This is a genomic window from Candidatus Palauibacter sp. (assembly GCF_965197445.1).
Taxonomy (GTDB): domain Bacteria; phylum Gemmatimonadota; class Gemmatimonadetes; order Palauibacterales; family Palauibacteraceae; genus Palauibacter.
The window spans coordinates 574,007-587,521 of sequence record NZ_CBDANE010000003.1; the positions used below are offsets into that span (position 1 = coordinate 574,007).

Here is a 13,515-nt window from a genome sequence, read left to right on the forward strand (position 1 = left end):
CGAAGGCCGACTGGGTGGCGGAACTGAACGGGCGCTGGCCGAACTCCTCCCTTTCGCGCATCCGCGGACCTGTGGTTCAGATCTTCCCGCACCGGTCCGGGAGGCGCTCCGCATCTAGTGAAATTCTGAAGACTCGCCCGGTCACGCGCGTGGCCTACGGACGGTAGGGGATAGCAGCTTGCGGCATCGGCGAAGATGAGACGTAATCAAAGGGACGCTGACGTCGTACACATCGGCGAGTCGGACGGTATCTCGGTCGGAAGGCGTATGAAGGGTTGCCACGGGCACCAGGATGGCTCCGGCGAACGTGTGGGCCTGCCACTCCGAGTCGCGGAAAGCTGGCAAGCTCTGTCTCGAAGCTCGTTGCAAGGCCAAGGCCTCCGGCGCTTCCTGGCCTAACTTGACTTCACGCGGGTGGAGAACGGCGTGCCCGATCTCGTGAGCTGAGGTGGTCCCAGTTTTTTGGACAGGTCGTTAAGGTGGATTCCAGGAAGGAACGGGAGGCACCGAGATGGCCAGGAAGAGACGGCGGTTCACGCCGGAGTTCAAGGCGCGGGTAGCGCTCGAGGCGTTGCGGGAACGCGACAGCGTGCAGGCGATCGCGAGGCGGCACGAGCTTCATCCCAACCAGGTGAGCACGTGGAAGCGGCAGCTGCTCGAGGGGCTGCCGGAGGTGTTCGCCGGGGGCGCGGGCCGCAAGCTCGCCAAGGAACACGAGGCGAGGATCCGGGACCTGCACGCCAAGATCGGGGAGCTCACGGTCGAGCGGGATTTTTTTCGGCGCGGGCTCAAGCGCTGAGCCGGGCGGAGCGGGGGCGGATGATCGAGCGGGACGGACCGCTGAGTCTTTCAAGGCAGTGCGCGCTGCTGGCCGTGAGCCGGTCGTCGCTGTACTACCGGCCCAAGGGGGAGAGCGCGGAGAACCTGGCGCTCATGCGTCGCATGGACGAGCTGCACATGGCGTATCCGTTCTACGGGAGCCGGCAGTTGATGCGGCATCTGCGCCGTGAGGGGGCGACCGCGGGCCGGCACCGGATCCGGCGGCTCATGCGCCTGATGGGGGTGGAGGCGACCTACCGGCGGCCGCGCACGAGCGTGGCGAGTCCGGAGCACCGGGTCTTCCCCTATCTGCTGCGGGGCCTGGCGATCTCGCGGGCGGACCACGTGTGGTGCGCGGACATCACCTATGTCCCGGTGACGCAAGGCTTTTTCTACCTCGTGGCCGTGATGGACTGGGCGACCCGGCACGTGCTCGCCTGGCGGCTGTCGAACACGATGGACGCGTCGTTCTGCGTCGAGGCCCTGGACCACGCGCTGGGCTGGAGGGCTCCGGAGATCCTGAATACCGACCAGGGCGCCCAGTTCACCAGCGAGGCGTTCGCGGACCGGGTGCTGGCGGCGGGCGCGGCGTTCTCGATGGACGGCCGGGGCCGCTTCCTCGACAACATCTTCATCGAGCGGTTGTGGCGGTCGCTGAAGTACGAAGCGGTGTATCTTCACGAGCTCCGCGACGGGCTGGACGCCGAACGCATCATCGGCTCGTGGTTCGACTTCTACAACGAGGTGCGCCCGCATTCGTCCCTCGGCGGGCGGACGCCGGGCGAGGCCTACCGCAACGGCGAGGGGGCGGTGTGAACGGCGGATCTCGGCATGCGCCGACGGTCGCCTTGGTAAAGCAGCAGCGGGGCGCGGGAGAAGCATGGGATCTCCCCATGCCGCGCACCTCGTTCCGCCCGCGGCCAAGCCCCCGTCGCCGGCCGGGTTCCCCTCCCGCCGGCCGGGGTTCATTTTGGAACCTGTCCCTCCCCTGCCGGGGGAGGACCCATGGGTGGAGCATCCACCCCGAGAGAACACACGGCGAAGGCTCCCGAGGGCTCTCACAACCACTCGGAATCCACCTTAACTTTGCCCTCGGACTGTCCAACGAAGTAAGACCACCTCAATCACATCAGAAGTTCGGATAGCCAACCGTCCGATGTCAGCAGATCCTTCGCTTTGGCCATTTCCTCATGTAGCTCCGGATGAAATAGTCGTATGCGTTCTATGCCAAGAAAATCAACTGGATCTACTTCCTCAGCCACTGGTTGGAGTGTCAAACGAAGCCCGTTCGTATAGCGTTTGATCGCACGAACCGTGCGAAAATGAGCCGTGAAGCCGTTCCGTGACAACGAGCGATAGCGCTGCCCATCAAAGTTTCTCGCGTCGATGGACGACACCACCGCGTCCAGTCTATCGTCAAGGATCGATTGAATGGTCTCTCGTTCCGGCTCAGGAATGTCGAAGGATATCTGAACTATTTTTTCGAGATAATGCCGCCCGCGTCCCGAGCCGACGCCATCTAACGCGTTTTCCACAACGCCGCGATCAAACGCGAGTACGTATGTTACGTTAGGAAAATTTGCATTTAGTCGAATCACGCGGAACAGGAGGCGTATTGCATCCGGTTCGAGGCGATCTATGTCGTCCACGAAGACGATGACTCGCCGCCCCAAGGCTTGTAGTGCCATGTCAAGATCGTTCTTGAGTTCGTGGATGGACTTGGGCTTCTTGAGCTCGTCGCCGAATCCTCGCAACGCCTTAGTCAAGAAGGGCTGCAGCAAGAGAAGAGGACCGGTAAGTGCGGGAACGGCAGTGAGGACGTCTGCGGTCGCGGTGAGGAGGTGCCCGATGCTCTGACGGTCTGCGATGCGTTCATCTTGGTCGATGCCTCGGGCTAGCTGATCGAAGAAGAGGTGAACGAGTTGGTCGATGGTATGGTAGTGCCAGGGGTTGAACCGGATGAGCGTGGGAGACGGGTCTCCTGCGGACGAATCGGTTGTCTCAAGACTTTCATGGAGGAGGTTCAGGAAAGATGACTTGCCGGCACCCCAGGGAGCATGTAGAGCGAGCACGAGCGGCTCCTCGCTGCTGCTTGCCAAGAGATGCGCCGCAATCACATCTACGAGTTCCGACCGAGAAAGGAGTGGAGTTACCCCGGCGGTCTCAAGCGGTGAACGCAACATCTTGGCAGCGGCTGTTCAACTGCCGGGAGGTATGCGATGCGCCAACGGGAGAAGTACGGGAGGCTGAGCGAAGCGGACCGGGTCGAGATCGGGGACCGGATCAAGAACGGGCAAACACACGCCGAGATCGCCGCGGCGGTCGGGTGTTCGACCAAGTCGATCCAACGGCTGTTGATACGCACCGGCGGACTCGCGCCCCGGGGTCGAAATCGTTCGCCGCACCACCTTACGGTTGCCGAGCGAGAGGAGATCTCGCGGGGCCTGACGGCGGGAGACTCGTACCGGGCGATCGCCAGATCTGCGTCTGGGCAGGGCGCCGTCGACGATCTCGCGCGAAGTTGCCGCCAACGGCTCGAGAAAACGATACCGGGCCTGGAGGGCGGAGCGACGGGCGTCCGGGAAGGCCCGGCGCCCGAAGGTGGCGAAGCTCGCCCGGTGCCCCCGGTTGCGGCGGAAGGTGGAGCGTCTGCTCGCCGAGCGCTGGTCTCCGCAGCAGATTGCCCATCGCCTTCGGCTCGATCATCCCTCGGATCCCGAGATGCGCGTGTCTCACGAGACGATCTACCAGTCGCTGTACGTGCAGACGCGGGGAGCGCTCAGAAAGGAACTCACGGCCTGCCTGCGCACCGGCCGGACGCGACGACGATCCCCGAGGCACAGGCCCGGAGAGGGGCGGCTGAAGGACATGGTCTCCATCTCCGAGCGGCCCGCCGAGGCCGCGGACCGGGCCGTGCCGGGCCACTGGGAAGGGGACCTGATCCTCGGCAAGCTGGGACGATCCGCGATCGGAGTCCTCGTCGAGCGCCGCAGCCGCTACGTGCTCCTTCTGCACCTTCCCGGCGGACGGACGGCCCCGCATGTGCGCCGCGCGCTGGTCGAGCGGATGGTCACGCTGCCGGACCAGCTCAGGCGCTCGCTCACGTGGGACCAGGGCAAGGAGATGGCCGAGCACGTCCGCTTCGGCATCGAGAGCGGCGTATCGGTCTACTTCTGCGATCCGCGGAGCCCCTGGCAGCGCGGGACCAGCGAGAACACCAACGGCCTGCTCCGCCAATACTTCCCCAAGGGCACCGATCTCTCCACGCACTCGCAGGCCGACCTCGACGCCGTCGCCCGGCAGCTCAACGGCCGCCCTCGACAAACCCTCCACTGGCTGAAACCATGTGAAGTCTTCGCCAGGACCGTTGCGTTCACCGGTTGAGACCGCCGGGGTAAGTCCAGAGGTCGCGAGAGGTTGAGATCGGCTCGTCGGCGCCAAAGGCCGTGCTTGAGGGGCACACGTGCGGTTTCTCCTGTCGAGGTTGCCTCATGAAGGCTGGGGGTACGGGATTAGTGGCCATGAGCAGTCGGGTCGAAGGTACTACCTGCGGCGCTCGTACATCTCCGAGATACTAACGCAGACACGCACCGGTCTACGGCACCAGGGGCTGGATCCGTCCAAACTCGTAGTCCGGGGGCGGCTCGGCGCCGAGGAGGTGGCGGACGAAGTAGTCCCAGCGGCGGCGCATCATGTAGGGCTCGTTGCCGAAGCCGTGGCCGCGGTTCGGGAAGAGCAGGAGATCGAAGTCCTTGTTCGCGGCGATGAGGGCGTCCACGACGAGCATCGTGTTCGAGTGTGGGACGTTCGTGTCCATCGTGCCGTGCGCGATGAGGAGCTTGCCCTTCAGGTTCTCCGCCACGAGCTGGTTCGCCTGGTTGTCGTAGTTCGTGACCCCGTCGGCGTACTCCTCGAGCAGCCCCTGGTACTTCTCGCCCCAGTCGTCCTCGTAGTTGCGGTTGTCGTGGTTCCCCGCCTGGGAGACGGCGACCTTGTAGAAGTCGGGGTAGCGCAGGATCCCGGAGGTGGAGGCGAAGCCCCCGCCGGAGTGTCCGTAGATCCCGACCCGGTCGATATCGATCCAGGCGTGGCGCTCCGCCAGTTGGCGGATGCCGGCGATCTGATCGGGCAGCCCGTTGTCGCCCATGTTCCCGTAGTAGGCGTCCTGGAAGGTCTTCGACCGCCTCGGCGTCCCCATCGCGTCGAGTTCGATGACGACGAAGCCGAGTTCGGCCAGCGACTGCAGGTCGCGACGTGCCGCCTGGAAGCTGCGCGGGCCCACGCTCCCGCTCTGCGGCCCCGGGTAGAGGTAGTTGATGACCGGATACCTGGCGGTCGGATCGAAGTTCGAGGGACGGAACATCAACCCGTACAGATCGGTCTCCCCACCCCGGGCCTTCACGGTGAAGGGGATGGGCGGCTGCCAGCCGGCCCGCTCCAGGCGCGAGATGTCGGCCTGTTCGACGGTCTGCAGCACTTCGCCGTCCATGTTCCGCACGACCGTCACCGGCGGGATCGTGGGCGTGGAGTACTGGTCGACGAACGTCTCCCCGTCCGGCGCCAGCCAGACCACGTGGTTCGCGCTGTCGGGCGTGAGCAGCGAGACCTCGCCCCCGTCCAGAGACGCGCGATAGAGGTACGGGAAGTAGGGATCGCCCGGTTCCCGCCCGTTCCCCATAAAGAGGATCTCGCGGGCCTCCTCGTCGATCCTCTCGATGCGGTCGACGTTCCAGGCGCCCGACGTTGCCTGCCGCTTCAGTTCCCCGCTGCTCGCGTCGTAGAGGTAGAGGTGTCCCCAGTCGTCCCGCTGCGAGTACCAGAGGATCTCGTCGGAGGCGGAGAGATAGCGCCAGTTGGCGTGAGACTCGAAGAACGTCTCCACGACCTCCTCGAACAGGTCGCGGACCGCGCCCGTGCTCGCGTCGGCGACGCGGACGAGCGCCCGCTTGTGGTCGCGCGAACTCGAAACGAAGACGAGCCGGGAGCCGTCGGTGCTCCACTCGACGTCCGAGAAGGTCCCGCGGCACGCGACATGGTCGCACACGGTGGAGCGGTGCTGGTCCGGGGGCATGTCCAGGCGGACGACGCGGCTTCCCGCCGGCGCCTCCGTATCGATCACCACTCGGTGGATCCTGAAGATGACCGAGTCCTCCGGGAGCGGGTAGCGCCAGGCCTCCAGTTCGGGGTGCCCGACTTCGGTCGTGACCATGTACATCATCCCCACGCCGCGGCCGTCGTGCTGGAAGGTCGCGATGCGGCGCGAGTCGGGAGACCACTTGAGCACGGGGCGGTCGCTCTTCACCCAGCCCGCGTTGTTCGTCGCATAGCCGAAGTTCTCGATCCCATCCTCGGTGAGCTGGGCCGTCTCTCCCGTCGTCAGGTCGCGGAGCCACAGGTCGTGGTCGCGGATGAAGGCCGCCTTCGCCCCATCGGGCGACACGATGTCGAAGCGGCCGGCCGGCGTGGCCTCGGGCGACGGCACCGCCTCGCAGCGGTCGGGGTCGAGCCCGCAGGTGTACGTCTCCCCTTCGACCTCGACCTCGAAGCGAACCGACCCAGCCTCCGGAGCGAGATCTCCCAACGGGAGCGCGAAGGCGGTGTACTCCCCGCCGCTCGCCCCGGTGAGCGCGGCGGCCATGCGCGCATGGTCGAAGGCGCGCTCCCGCGTCCCCGCGGCCGGATCGATGATGACGTACTCGGTGCCACCCTCGAACCGGTTCCGATACCAGAACCGCCCGTCGTCCAGCCAGACGGGGAGCACGGAAGCCCCGAGCACGAGCGGGTTCGTGTGGTTCCCGAGCCGCCCTTCCGCCCGTGCGTAATCCGCCTCCGCCAGCGCTTCGGTAGATTCCTGCCCGGAAGCCGAGGAGGCGGGGACCGAGAGAACTGCCGACAGAACGAACGTGGCAACTACCGGGCGTGGGAGGGAGTACGCCGAGGAGTCCGAAGTGCGACGTACGCTGGACACGCGAAACATGATCACCGACCCTCCCGGTTGGGGACACGACGACTGCGCAGCGGGAAGGAAGATGTCGGCTGCCGGCTCGACGGGCCACCGCGAAACTGCCATGACGGGGCATCTGCCATGAAGGACTTGCCTCACCGGACGGTTGATCGGCGAAGTCACCCGCCGAGCCTTAGAAGCGGCCGCGAGTCTTTCCGGGTGGCCGGCAAGGCGGCGGATTTCACACTGCGCGACTATTGGCGTTGGAGCGGCTCGGATCTTCTTAGCAACGCGCAGAGGGGCGTCATGGCCGAGTTTCTGGTCGCCCGCGCACTCGGAACAGCGGAGACCCCCCGGCTCGAATGGGGCGCCTTCGACGTCCTCACACGCGAAGGTCACGCGATCGAGGTGAAGAGCGCAGCCTACTGGCAAAGCTGGCCTCAGGCGCGGCCATCGGTCATCGAGTTCGATATCGCGCCGCGCAAGCAGGCATGGGATCCCCTGACCAACGAGACGGAGACTTACGATCCGCCGCGTCGTACGGCGAGAGCCTATGTCTTCTGTGTCCTCGGCAACCCCGACCGCCCGAGCCCCGATCCGCTCGATGTTGACGAGTGGCGGTTCCTCGTCCTCGCCACTTCCAGGCTCGACTCCGAGAGACCTGAACAGCAGAAAATCAGGCTTAACCCTCTCCTGACACTAGGCCCGCGGGACGTGTCCTATGCCGGGTTGCGCGGGGCCGTCGAGGCGGTCATCGGGCTCGGCCGGTAAACATCTGCCCTGTCCCGTGCGTGGTCGCATCATGACCGTCCCCCCCGTCCGGCGAACGTTCCGCCACCCGCCACTCCCAACTGGTAGCGGCCTCCCGGCCCAGATCTTCGAGATCGAAGCCTTCGGGTATTCTGTTTCCCACATCGGACTTCGTGATGAAGCGCGTCACGGGCGACGCCGTGATCCCCCGCTCCCACAGCGCATCGCGGACGCGCACTCCGAACCGGTTCCTGACAGCCGGGTCGATCTGGCCCACCTCCCCTTCGTACACGGACCAGATATCCACGACCTCGTCGCCGTACCATGATTCGCGTCCGCGGATCCAGATGTCCGTGAACGTGACCTCCGGGAACGTCTCCCGCACCATTCGCCGGAGCAGCTCCCTGATTTCGGGCAGGTTGTCCTTCGTAATCGTGGCAATCATCGTCCGATCTCCTTTCGCCGGGTTCCACAGGCGATCCGACCTTCACCGCACCCACGTTGCACCGGACCCCCAACGTACCCCCAACTACGGTGTGTGACCGGTTTCGCGGAGGACGGCGGTCGATAGGTTGCAATGGTGGCCTCCGGGGAATCGACGCGGGCTGGCCGTGCGTGAACGGGGCGATGAAACCGAATGATGACCGACGCGCTGCAAGATCCTGAGCTTCTTCGCGTGGCAAAGCGCATGGTGTGGTTCAAGCCGCCAGAGGAGACGCTGCGCGACCCCGTGCTCTTCCTGAACCACGTCATGACCTGGGGTACGGTCGAGGACATCCTCGTCGCCCGGTCGCATTTCGACGACGACGACTTCCGGGCCGCCTTGAGGCAGGCTCATCCCGGGATATTCGATCCTCGCTCGTGATCGTATTGGCACCTGGTCCTGGGGATGGAGCCCGCTCCGCCCCTACCGGAGCGCCGCCTGCCCGAATCCAGGGACACCCCCGGGGTGGACACGACCGATGACGCCATCCGTCGCTATCAAGACCTCGCCCGGAGCAGACAGCGGACGGACGGAAGCGTTGTGGATGCGTTCATCGCGGAGCGGCACAAAGAGGCTGCCGAGGAGTGAGGCGCGATCACGGGCCGTGGATTGGCTGCCGTCAAGGCGAAGCCGACGCGTCAACGGTCGTGCGTAGCGCGTCGATGCGGCGGGCGACGCCTTCCTCGTAGCCGGCCTCCTCGAAGCCTTCGCGCTTGAACTGGATGACGCCCGCCTGATCCAGGTAGAACGTCGTCGGATAGCCGAGGATCTCGTAGTCCAGGGCGAGCCCCTGCTCGTCGAAGAGGACGGGGAACGTGAAGCCGCCCTCCTCGATCTGCCGCGCCACCTGTTCGCGCGGAGACCCCGCCGTGGCCACGGTGAGGAACACGACATCTTCGTCGTCTTCATACGTCTTCAGGAGTTCGACGAAGTGCGGGAACTCCTCGATGCACGGGCCGCACCACGTAGCCCAGAACTTGAGCACGACGATCTTCCCCTCGAGGTCGCTCAGCCGCCACTCGACCCCGTCCTGGTCCGCGATCGCGAACTCCGGGGCCTCGCGCTCGCTGCGCTGCCCGAGTTCCCGCCATTCCATCTCCTCCTCCACCACGGGGCGGCGCACGGCGAGCCGCTCCTCGACAGTTTCGGGAGGGAGGTCGGCCGCAGTGGCAGCTTCTTCAGCGAGGCCCTCGAACCAGGATCCGCCGAAGGCCATCGCCTCCACGAAGGCGTCCAAGGCCTCCACTGGCCGGTCCGTGCGGAGGAGATGACGCCCGTAGGCTCCCAGCGTGGTGGCATCCCGTGACTCGTTCGCCATCTGCTCGAACAGCTCGCCGGCCGCTTCGATCTCCCCGAGTTGCGTGAGTGCGCGAGCCTGGAGGATGCGAGCGCGATCGATCGCAACCTGCCGCGACCGCTCCCGCGCGTCGCCCCGGAGGCCGGGGTACAGGTATCCGGGACGGTGTGCTCGCAGGTCTTCCTCGATCGCGATCGCTTCCTCGAGCACGGTCTGCGGCTCGATCCCGAAGTAGAGCAGGCCGCGGAGCGCCGAGAACACGCCCTCCCGCCAGCGGACCACGGCCATCGAGGCATCGAACAGCCGCCCGGCCACCTCCGGTTCGAGCGGCGCGTGCGGGGGTTCCGCCGCGACGGTCGCCGCCCCCCACACCGTCCTGCTGCTCGGCGCATCACCGGTTATTGAAGCGAGCGCACGCTGCGTCACAACCGTGTGGTTGCGGTCTACCCACGCGCCGCGGCGCCCGAGATCCCGTGACTTCAACCCCTCGGCGGCGAGGCGCCCCATGTCGACCGTACTATCCGCATACCCGCGCCGGGCCATCTCGAAGTCGCTCGTCAAGTCCCAGTACCGCAGGTCGTCCGCCAACACTCCCCGGTCGGGCGCCGCCTCGAGTCGTTCCAGCCAGCGATCCGCGTCCTCTTCCCGTCGGAGGATCCCGAAGTCGTCGTATCCCGCCGCGAGCCGGTACAGAACCGGGGCCGCGACGTCCGCATCGTCTTCGGCCTCGGCCGCGAGCGCGTCGAGCGCGGCCCCGATCAAATCCCTCACGACCTGTGCCCGTTCGCGCTCCTCCCGTTCAGCGAACGCGACACGGAGCGCATCGGCGGCGTGGAGCAGGATCTGGTCATCCGGCCGCATCGCCCGCATCTCGGCGAGGATCGCGCCGTACGCGTCGAGCTGTCCGAGGTCCTCCGCCGCGTCCTGTGCTTCGTTGTAGATGACGGGCCGGTCCGGCGCGCGGCGGAGTGCCTCGGGGAGGATCTGGAGGATTTTCTCCCCGTACCTCCGATCGGTTTCGAAGATGCCGGCCCAGCGAAGATCGTGGATGTAGCCTTCCCACGCAGCGGAATCGCCGGGTTCCAGTTCGAGCACCCGCTGCCAGGCCCGCGCGGCTTCCGCATGTAGACTGAAGTCGCTGGCCAGCGTGGCGTACTGCCGGTGTGCATCGGCGTCATCGGGTGATGCGGCGCGCGCCGAGTCATAGCGGGCCATGGCGCGCTCGAACTCGATGGCGGCCGCGTCGGCGGCCGCGTCGGCCACCAGTTCGGCGTGCGAGCGGGAGTCGCCGCAACCCGTCAGGACCGATAGACACACCCCCGTGAGGGTCAGATGCCGTCTCATGGATTCGCTCCTGTGGACGTTGAGTCGCCCAGACGCGGGCGATGCCGGGATGGGTCGCACGACGCGGTGATCACGTCGGGTCCATTCTGGGTCTCACGATCAGGATGAGCACGGGTTCCCCCGCGGAGCGGCGAGCCGATCCCAACACCACCCTCTGACCGTCGCGGATCGTGACCGATGCCTCGAGAAGGGGCCCCGACAACCCCATCAGGACGACCCCTCCCTCACGCCCCTCATACCTCGAGGAGCCGGAAGCCCCTTCGGTGAGGATCACCTTGGCACGGACAGTCCTCTCGGAACGGCGTGCGGTGACCTCGGCGTGGATCGCCAAGGGTGTCTCGGAATCGTCAGCGAAGATTCTCTGGGACCCGCTGCCGCCAACGCTGACGTTTGAGATCCGTGCCAGGCCGACGTTCAGCATCGAAGTCGACAGGAGCCGGTATCCCTGGAAGTTGAAGAGCTTCCTGAGTTCGCTCACAACGTCGCTGATCTCGGGGTCGTCATCGGTGAAACCGTCCGCCTCGACCAGGTGAAAGATGAGCTGCACGTTCTGGACGGTCTCCGCGGCATCCTCGCGCTCCTGCGCGCTCGCGACGCCGGGATGGAGGCCGAAGGCCAGCGGCATGATCAAGGCATATCGGATACTTCGTTTCACGTACTCGATCATCAGTCACTCTCCTCCGGGCTGAGCAGCCATACGACGGCGATGTCGGGATCATTCGTCGGGAAGACCACGAACGGCCTGTCGGCCTCCACATCCATTTCGCTCACCATGCTCCGTGGGGGGGACGTGGGGGGGGCGCCGCCTTCTTCGATGACGCCGCCGGGCAACAGGATCAGGGCCGCCACGACCGCCGCCGCCGCGAGCGGCCCCACGGCCACGGCCCGCCTGCGCCACGCGGGTCGTCGGTGCACGGGCAGGGCGTGCTCATGCGGCACGTTGGGCAGGCCTTCGCCTAGCTGGTTTGCCATCGCCGACAGAACGGCGTGCATGTTCCGTTCGTCCCGAGCGATTCGTTGGGCGTCCCGATGCTCCCGGGAGTCCGAGCCGATGGCCGTATCGATGCCGTCCTCCAGACCCTTCGGCCCGCCGTCACGCTCAGCCATCAGTCCCCCTGGTTTCCGTCTCCCCGGGCTGCGCCAACATCTCCTTCCGCATCCTGCGCCGCGCGCGAAGCAGGTGTACCCGCAGCGTGTTCGGGTTCATCTCCAGCAGCCGCGCCGCCTCGGCGGGTCTCAGTCCCTGCAGGTCCACCAGATCGAAGACTTCCCGCTGTGTCATGGGCAGCCCTCGCAGCAGCGTCCGAATCAGTCGCAGCGTCCTCTTCATCTCGATCTTGTCCAGCGGATCGTCAAACTGCGGCGTCCTGGCCTCGGCCAACAATTCCGCCTTCTCGGCCAGCCGTTGCTCCTGCCGCTTCGCCCGCCGGTGATCCAGGCTGGCGTTCCGCGTAATCCGGTAGACCCAACTCGTGACTTTGGCACGACCATCGAAGCTCGCGATCGAGTTCAGCGTCTTCACCAGGACGAGCTGAGCGACATCCTCTGCGTCATCCGGATCGCCGGTCATGACCAGGGCCCACCGGCATACGAGGGGACGGAGAGCGCCCGCCAGCGTCTCGAGCGCCCCCCGCTCTCCCTTCCTGGCCCGTTCGGCTAACTCCAGGATTTCTCGGTCGGAGAGCATCGGGCTCTCGGTCCCTTTCCCCCTCGCGTGGTTTCGAGAAGTGAGACGCCGTCAGAGGGAGGAGCGTTTACCTGGCGTGCCGTCGTAGTAGCCGCGCGGTCAGTACGACGTAGTCCGTCGCGAACCCTCGTACTATCTGACGCTCTCCACCAGTTCGTAGAGGGCCACGGTCGGGACATCCAGTTCGTCACGCTGGCTCAGGAGCACCCAGTCGGGGCCGATGTGGAGGAGGGCCGCGCCCCTGGGGAGCGTTAGGCGCCGCAGCCACACGCCGTTCGCGTCCAGGAGGTGCAGTTCTTCACCGGGCGCCCTCCAAGCGTGGCTCTTGACCCATATCCCGCCGTCCGGCAGCGCGAGGAGGGATTCGTAGGCCGGGAAACGCTCGGGCAGGCGGTCCACGAGCCAGCGATAGGACTCGCCCACGCTTCTGTCTCGCCGTCGGGATTCACGCTGGCCGAGTTGAGCGCGCGCGTGTCGACCACGTTCCCTTCGCGATCCAGCTCGATAATGCGGTGCAGAATCCAGTCGAAGACAGTGATCGCCGCCCCCGGACAGTTCCGCAGGAGGCGAAGGCCCTGGTACTCGCCGGGTCCGTCGCCCTGTCGTCCTCGAGGCGAACCGCGCCGGTCACGTTACCGAAGACGTACTCCAGCGGGCCGTCGACGATGCCGATCCGTACCAGCGACAAGCAACAGGGTGCGCCGGAGACTCGTCGGCACCCGCATCGCACCCAGCGCGAATCGCTTCAAGGTCGCGGCCTGAACAGTAGGTGGGCCGCGAAGGCCCGTTGGTTCTGGCGGCTTACGTTCTCGAAGGCCCGCAAGGCCCCGCGGGCGCTTGCGATGAAGTCCTCCACATCCGACTTGAACAGAGTACCGTAAGGATCGTAATCGGCGGACAGCCGGACATCCTGCAGATCAACGAAGCGTTCGGCGATATCTCGGATCTCGTCGGGGAAGTCTCGGATGTTCGGATGAGAACACATGCGGCGGGCCATCCCGTGATCGAGGGCGCGGTACGCTCGCCGCCAGGCGCCTTTCCCCACTGCGTCACGTTGTGGACCCACGACCGCGTGCGCGCAGCATTGCGCCAAGCGGTGAAACAGCGCGTAGTATGCGGTGCTCGCCGCACGCCGAAGATCGGTCTCGAGCGGCCTGCCGCGACCGGAGGGAAGCTGTCTCTCTGCTGAC

Annotated in this window: 13 protein-coding genes and 1 pseudogene; 4 read left to right on the forward strand and 10 right to left on the reverse strand. The window is 66.0% G+C overall.

What is annotated here, in order from left to right; all coding sequences use genetic code 11:
* Positions 1 to 141: 141 nt before the first annotated feature.
* The gene (locus ACN9M6_RS03220) at positions 142 to 435 is read right to left on the reverse strand and encodes an ImmA/IrrE family metallo-endopeptidase (protein ID WP_419161594.1); all 294 of its coding nucleotides are present in this window, start codon (positions 433 to 435) and stop codon (positions 142 to 144) included.
* Positions 436 to 511: 76 nt separating this feature from the next.
* Between ACN9M6_RS03220 and ACN9M6_RS03225 the strand changes: the two genes are divergently transcribed.
* Positions 512 to 1,635 (forward strand): IS3 family transposase gene (locus ACN9M6_RS03225; protein ID WP_419161470.1). Its coding sequence is split into 2 segments (ribosomal slippage): positions 512 to 785 and positions 785 to 1,635, totalling 1,125 coding nucleotides; the frame shifts between segments, so codons are not numbered across the junction.
* Between the two features lie 308 nt (positions 1,636 to 1,943).
* Here ACN9M6_RS03225 and ACN9M6_RS03230 read toward each other — a convergent pair.
* On the reverse strand, positions 1,944 to 2,936 hold the full coding sequence (locus ACN9M6_RS03230) for a KAP family P-loop NTPase fold protein (protein ID WP_419161471.1): 993 nt from the start codon (positions 2,934 to 2,936) through the stop codon (positions 1,944 to 1,946).
* A 102-nt stretch (positions 2,937 to 3,038) separates the two neighbouring features.
* Between ACN9M6_RS03230 and ACN9M6_RS03235 the strand changes: the two are divergent.
* A pseudogene (locus ACN9M6_RS03235) lies at positions 3,039 to 4,203 on the forward strand (IS30 family transposase).
* A 211-nt stretch (positions 4,204 to 4,414) separates the two neighbouring features.
* On the opposite strand, the gene ACN9M6_RS03240 reads toward ACN9M6_RS03235, so the two are convergent.
* A complete protein-coding gene (locus ACN9M6_RS03240) occupies positions 4,415 to 6,796 on the reverse strand; it encodes a DPP IV N-terminal domain-containing protein (RefSeq protein WP_419161595.1) in 2,382 nt (793 codons plus the stop codon).
* A gap of 186 nt (positions 6,797 to 6,982) precedes the next feature.
* Between ACN9M6_RS03240 and ACN9M6_RS03245 the strand changes: the two genes are divergently transcribed.
* On the forward strand, positions 6,983 to 7,534 hold the full coding sequence (locus tag ACN9M6_RS03245) for a hypothetical protein (protein WP_419161472.1): 552 nt from the start codon (positions 6,983 to 6,985) through the stop codon (positions 7,532 to 7,534).
* On the opposite strand, the gene ACN9M6_RS03250 is transcribed toward ACN9M6_RS03245, so the two are convergent.
* Positions 7,515 to 7,958, reverse strand: a complete 444-nt coding sequence (locus tag ACN9M6_RS03250; RefSeq protein ID WP_419161473.1) for a hypothetical protein — start codon at positions 7,956 to 7,958, stop codon at positions 7,515 to 7,517. The two genes, ACN9M6_RS03245 and ACN9M6_RS03250, sit on opposite strands and share 20 nt — an antisense overlap.
* A gap of 192 nt (positions 7,959 to 8,150) precedes the next feature.
* Between ACN9M6_RS03250 and ACN9M6_RS03255 the strand changes: the two genes are divergently transcribed.
* Positions 8,151 to 8,378, forward strand: a complete 228-nt coding sequence (locus tag ACN9M6_RS03255; RefSeq protein WP_419161474.1) for a hypothetical protein — start codon at positions 8,151 to 8,153, stop codon at positions 8,376 to 8,378.
* Positions 8,379 to 8,616: 238 nt separating this feature from the next.
* Here ACN9M6_RS03255 and ACN9M6_RS03260 read toward each other — a convergent pair whose 3' ends face one another.
* From ACN9M6_RS03260 to ACN9M6_RS03285, 6 genes are all read right to left on the reverse strand, one after another.
* Entirely contained in the window at positions 8,617 to 10,638 is a 2,022-nt protein-coding gene (locus ACN9M6_RS03260) for a redoxin domain-containing protein (RefSeq protein ID WP_419161475.1), read from the reverse strand.
* A gap of 70 nt (positions 10,639 to 10,708) precedes the next feature.
* Positions 10,709 to 11,305 (reverse strand): hypothetical protein, encoded by a 597-nt coding sequence (locus ACN9M6_RS03265; protein ID WP_419161476.1) that lies wholly within the window; start codon positions 11,303 to 11,305, stop codon positions 10,709 to 10,711.
* Complete coding sequence (locus ACN9M6_RS03270) at positions 11,305 to 11,745, reverse strand: hypothetical protein (RefSeq protein ID WP_419161477.1); 441 nt, start codon at positions 11,743 to 11,745, stop codon at positions 11,305 to 11,307. The genes ACN9M6_RS03265 and ACN9M6_RS03270 overlap by 1 nt, the downstream gene beginning before the upstream one ends.
* Positions 11,738 to 12,325 carry an RNA polymerase sigma factor gene (locus ACN9M6_RS03275; RefSeq protein WP_419161478.1) on the reverse strand — a complete coding sequence of 196 codons (588 nt, stop codon included), beginning with the start codon at positions 12,323 to 12,325 and terminating at the stop codon, positions 11,738 to 11,740. The genes ACN9M6_RS03270 and ACN9M6_RS03275 overlap by 8 nt, the downstream gene beginning before the upstream one ends.
* 132 nt (positions 12,326 to 12,457) lie before the next feature.
* Positions 12,458 to 12,748 (reverse strand): hypothetical protein, encoded by a 291-nt coding sequence (locus tag ACN9M6_RS03280; RefSeq protein WP_419161479.1) that lies wholly within the window; start codon positions 12,746 to 12,748, stop codon positions 12,458 to 12,460.
* Between the two features lie 322 nt (positions 12,749 to 13,070).
* Positions 13,071 to 13,322, reverse strand: coding sequence for a hypothetical protein (locus ACN9M6_RS03285; RefSeq protein ID WP_419161480.1), 252 nt, complete (start codon positions 13,320 to 13,322; stop codon positions 13,071 to 13,073).
* Positions 13,323 to 13,515: the final 193 nt, after the last annotated feature.